1 protein-coding gene and 1 pseudogene are annotated in these 5079 nt (G+C 40.2%); one reads left to right on the plus strand and one right to left on the minus strand.

Annotated features, from left to right (window positions below):
• Positions 1-85: 85 nt before the first annotated feature.
• Positions 86-3291 (minus strand): annotated as a pseudogene (locus tag AAC037_RS19520) (PVC-type heme-binding CxxCH protein).
• 265 nt (positions 3292-3556) lie between these two features.
• Here AAC037_RS19520 and AAC037_RS19525 point away from each other — a divergent pair.
• Positions 3557-5017, plus strand: coding sequence for a DASS family sodium-coupled anion symporter (locus AAC037_RS19525; protein WP_339904966.1), 1461 nt, complete (start codon positions 3557-3559; stop codon positions 5015-5017).
• Positions 5018-5079 lie beyond the last annotated feature (62 nt).

The raw sequence follows: 5079 nt of genomic DNA on the forward strand, positions 1-5079 counted from the left end.
GGTTATCAGGTAATTAATAAATCAGCAAGAAGCCCTTATTAACTAAAGTGAGATTGGGCTTTCATAAGCCCTAATCAAATTATTTCTATTCTTCCATAGGATGTTCTTGCAGCAACTCTGTAGGAGAATAGAATCCTGTTTTGTCTTTGGTGGCGGCCCTTACGGCCTTCACCTTATCCGGACTTACTGCCGAGGATTCATTGCCAAAGCTATTTCTTACATAGGTGATCACTGCTGCAACTTCCTTGTCGTTAAGCATACCGGCATATGGGGTCATGGGTACCTGACCGGGATATTCCTTGCCCAATACTTCAATTGGTCCCATCAATCCATTCAAGACAATCTTAATAAACCTCCATTCACCCATTTGGTGCCGGCCAATGGTGGGAAACCTGAAGCGCTCAAACCTTTACCATCCGGCTGGTGGCAAGTAATACAAAAACCTTCTTTGCTGTAAATGGCTTTACCCATTTGGAATAAGGTAAGTTCTTCACCCTTCAACCTTGAATTGGTTGCCTTGGCTTCCTCGGATGCTTGTTGGAATACCACAGATCCATCCGGGTTGATTACCAGATTTTTAACCGACATATCATTCAAGTGTGCCAAAGAGGTCTCAAAAGGTTTTTGCATCCAGTCATCCATTTGGTTTTCATTGGCAATTTCCAAAATGGCCAATCCATCTTCTTTGTCTAACCAGGAAGCAGCTACTATGGCTTCCAGTCTAACACGTCCATGAGGATCAGCGGCAGCCTTTTTAAGTAAGTCTACCTGGTCGGCTACTTGATGACCGGTATAGCGAAGAATTCGAGCAACTGCTGCTCTAACTCGATGGTCTTCAGAATTCATTAATTTTTTCAACAAGTCCTGATCAACTGCATTCAGCCCCCAGCTGACCCATAGCCCTTCTAGTAAATGGTGTTCATACCTCGGATCATTTTCATCTAAATCGTCAATCCATGTTTTCATTTTAGACAATACTTCCTCTGTATCTCTACCTCTTAGCTCTATTCTCGTTGCATATCTGGCCCTGAATTCAGGTAATTTCAAATTGTCCAACAAAGTTTCAATGGAGGCTCCATCAATGGTTGGAGGGGTAACCAAAGGCCTAGAAGGATAAGTGATTCTATAAATTCTTCCATGAACATGGTCTCTCAATGGATCCCTTGCATTGTGCTGCATGTGACCTACCAATATATTGTGCCAGTCTACAAAGTATAGGGAACCATCCGGAGCAAATTCCATGTCAACCGGCCTGAAATTCCCATCGCTACTTTTGATAAGGTCCACTCTGTGTTCACTGTCATATCCTGTGCCGTCTTCCACCATTCGGTGCATTTTCATACCTAAAAACCCGATGGTATTGTTGATCAACAAGTCTCCTTGAACTTCTTCAGGAAAATGTCTACTGGATACAAATTCCAATCCTGAGGTTGGTCTTACCCTGTGAGCATCTTCGATCAAGTTTGGTCCTTTGTGATTTCCTTCACCATAACGTGACTTCACTGATCCCGGCATCATCCAACGAACATCAGGTCCGGAAGTCTCGGCAAAGAAATTCTGTCCCCAATCATCAAAAGCAATTCCCCAAGGGTTTGGAATAGGAAGTTGTGCTGTTCTTTCCAATCTTCTTCTGGCTGGATTGTATCGGTAAAAACCGCCATTGGTAGCCCTAACAGGGCCATATGGTGTTTCTACATCTGTATGAAGGAATACCCCTTCGCCCATATATATGGCTCCTGAAGGATCTGTTACAAAGGCAGAAATATTGTGGTGCGTATCATGGTCGTCAAATCCACTTAATAGAATTTCTCTTTTCTCGGCATAGTCATCTCCATCTTCATCCTTTAGAATGATAAAATTGGTGCCTTGAGAGAGGTAAACCCCTTCCGGAGCAATCTCCATTCCTATAGGTAAATGCAAACTGTCAGCAAAAACGGTTTGTTTGTCTGCTTTCCCATCCTTATCGGTATCTTCTAAAATTAAGATTTTGTCATTTGGTTTAGGATCTCCGGGTTTGTAGTGGGGATAACTTGGCATCACAGCTACCCACAATCTACCTTTGGTGTCAAAGGTCATCTGAACAGGGTTGGCTAGATCCGGAAATTCTTTTTCAGAGGCAAATAATTCTACCTTATAACCTTCTGCTACAGTAAATTTATCCAAAGCATCCTGTCCATAAAGGTATTCTAAGTTTCCGTTTTTCTCAGGGTTGTAATTGGTTTCAACCTCAGGAAGTTCTATGGTACTTTCATCTGCTTTTGCCAAGTCAAATTGCTCACCTAGATTGGCTTTCCAAATGGCCTGATCCCTATTTTCCGTCATTTGACGGATTTTTTTCAATTCATAGGGATAATTGTCCGGGCCAAATGGGTTGTACCTTCTACCAAAAACATGAACCCCGTTAGGAATCTTATAATCATTGTGCCACATCCAGTTCTTTTCCTTTACTGCGGCATGAATGGCTGCTCTATTATCTTCTGCAACAGCCTTGTCTGAACCGAATACTTTATCGGTCAAAAAAGTTGAAAACTTTTTATATCCTTCTTCTGTCAACTGAAAACCATCTATAGTAAGGTACTCATCTGCAGAAGAAAACCAGGAAGAAGAAGGTGAATAAGCATCTACAAACAAGACCTGATTTCTGTCTGCAACTTCCTTCATTGCATCCGTATACAATTTCAGATTCTTGTTTTCTTTTTCTCCATTTGGTAAATCAAAATCACCACTTAGGTCTTCGAAAGCAATTGGAGACACTAAAGCAAGCTGAGGTGGAGCTTCACCGTTATAAACGGTGTTTTTTGTATGATTAATAAAGGCTTCCAATTCTTTTTTATACATCTCCAAACCCTCTTCACCTTCAAAGGACTCATTGTAGCCAAAAAAGGCAATGATAATGTCTGCTTCATGTCGCTTGATCCATTCATCAGGTGTTTCAAAATGGCCTTCACTACCTGATTTAGTAGCCAATTCGTCTTGAAATTCTTCTGCACCGGGGAAAGCCCAGGGGGAAACCCTCCCTGCATGTGGTCTAAAGCCAGGCGTATCACCGCCATCACTCATATTCCGGATGTACAATAAAGAATCCGGATAACGAACATGCATTTCTGTTTCAAAATGCCCATAGTTCATCATTCTTGAACCGAGGTTATTTCCTATCAAGATGATATGATCTCCTTTATTTAAGGTGAGTTTAGGCCCATCCTGAGCACATTGGAAGGCTAAAAATGATAGAATGCCTATTAAAATTAAACTTGTATTTCGCTTCATAAATTTGGGCTTGTTTCTGACCATAAATTTTATTTTCCTTTTACTAAGCGCAAGCAAAGGGATTTTAAGTTTTTACTTATCGACTGACCTCAATATTAGTAAATTTTTTCATTTATTTTTAACAATACTACATAAACCTCCTAAATCTGCTGTAAACCAATTGAGATCATTTATAAAAGGACCCGTATGACTAGAATATTTGGTCTACAATTAAATCTCCCAACCATTACTGTAAAGAATGCTTTCGATTTTAATCAATTTTAGGTAATCTTAGGTTTTAATCAATTGTATGCAAACTCAAAAAATCGGGTTGCTCCTGGGGCCCATTGTTTTTCTAGGAATTTATGCCGGCATTTCGCCTGAAGGATTGTCACCCGAAGGTGTTTCCTTACTTGCAGTGACTTTTTGGATTGCTATCTGGTGGATTACTGAAGCCATTCCTATTGCAGCCACGGCCCTACTCCCATTGGTAGTGTTTCCTTTAACAGGTATAATGGACTTAAAACCCACCTCTATACCTTATTCAGATCCTATGGTGCTGCTTTATATGGGAGGTTTTATGATTGCAGTAAGTATAGAGAAATGGAACCTACACAAGCGAATTGCCCTCACAATTATTTCTTATCTGGGGACGGATTTTAAAAGAATTATTTTAGGGTTTATGGTGGCCACGGCTTTTCTATCCATGTGGATTTCGAATACCGCTACCTCTCTAATGATGTTGCCCATTGCCATAGCTGTTGTGGTACAAATGGCACAATCGAATGAAGGAATAAAGAATAACCTTGGGCAATCCTTAATGCTCGGAATAGCTTATAGTGCTTCTATCGGTGGTATGGCTACAATTATTGGTACGCCTACTAATATTATTTTAATAGGTGTAGTGAACAGTACATATGGAGTAGAAATTAGCTTTGCAGAATGGATGTTGGTTAGTTTTCCTATTTCTTGTTTATTATTGATAGTTTGTTGGTATTTCCTGGTAAACCATGCGTTTAAATTTCCTGAAAACTTACGAATGTCTGGCGGAAAAGAAGAAATCAATCGACAACTAAAGTCTTTAGGGCCGATTAGTACTCAGGAAAAAAAGGTGTTATGGGTATTTTTAGGCGTTAGTTTCAGCTGGATTTCCAGAAGTTTCTTACTCCAAGCGTATGTTCCGGTTTTAAATGATACAATTATCGCCTTATCGGGAGTATTGCTATTATTCGTCATTCCTGCAGGAAATGGAAAGAAGGAAAATCTTCTCGATTGGAAGGTGGCTGAAAAAATACCCTGGGGAATTCTCATTTTATTTGGAGGTGGTTTGGCATTGGCAGAAGGGTTTCAGGAAACCGGCCTTGCCAATTGGATTGGAGAACAGTTTGTATTGCTTAAAAATGTTCCCTTTTGGATTTTCTTATTGATTATTATTGCTGCGGTAAACTTCCTAACTGAAATAACCTCAAATGTGGCTACAGCCTCAATGTTATTGCCTATACTTTCCGCAGTAGCATTAGCCATGGGGGTACATCCATTTGGGCTTATGATAGGTGCTACTTTGGCTGCCTCATGTGCGTTTATGCTTCCTGTAGCCACCCCTCCAAATGCTGTTGTATTTGGTTCTGGTTACCTCACTATTCCGGTAATGATGAGAACAGGCATATTTCTTAACCTACTTTCTATTGTGTTAATTTTATTGGTAACCTTGTTTTATCTGCCTCTCGTATGGAACATTAGTCTGCTAAATTTTCCTGCTGAATGGAGGTAATGTAAGTCATTTTCAAGTCACTGACACAAACAACTATAAAAACATTTTGCGAATATCACTTT

Origin of the sequence: uncultured Cyclobacterium sp., from assembly GCF_963976465.1 — a bacterium.
Classification (GTDB): domain Bacteria; phylum Bacteroidota; class Bacteroidia; order Cytophagales; family Cyclobacteriaceae; genus Cyclobacterium.

Excerpts from the sequence above, each read along its gene's own strand:
- AAC037_RS19525 (WP_339904966.1), top strand. The coding sequence starts at position 3,557 with ATGCAAACTCAAAAAATCGGGTTGCTCCTGGGGCCCATTGTTTTTCTA.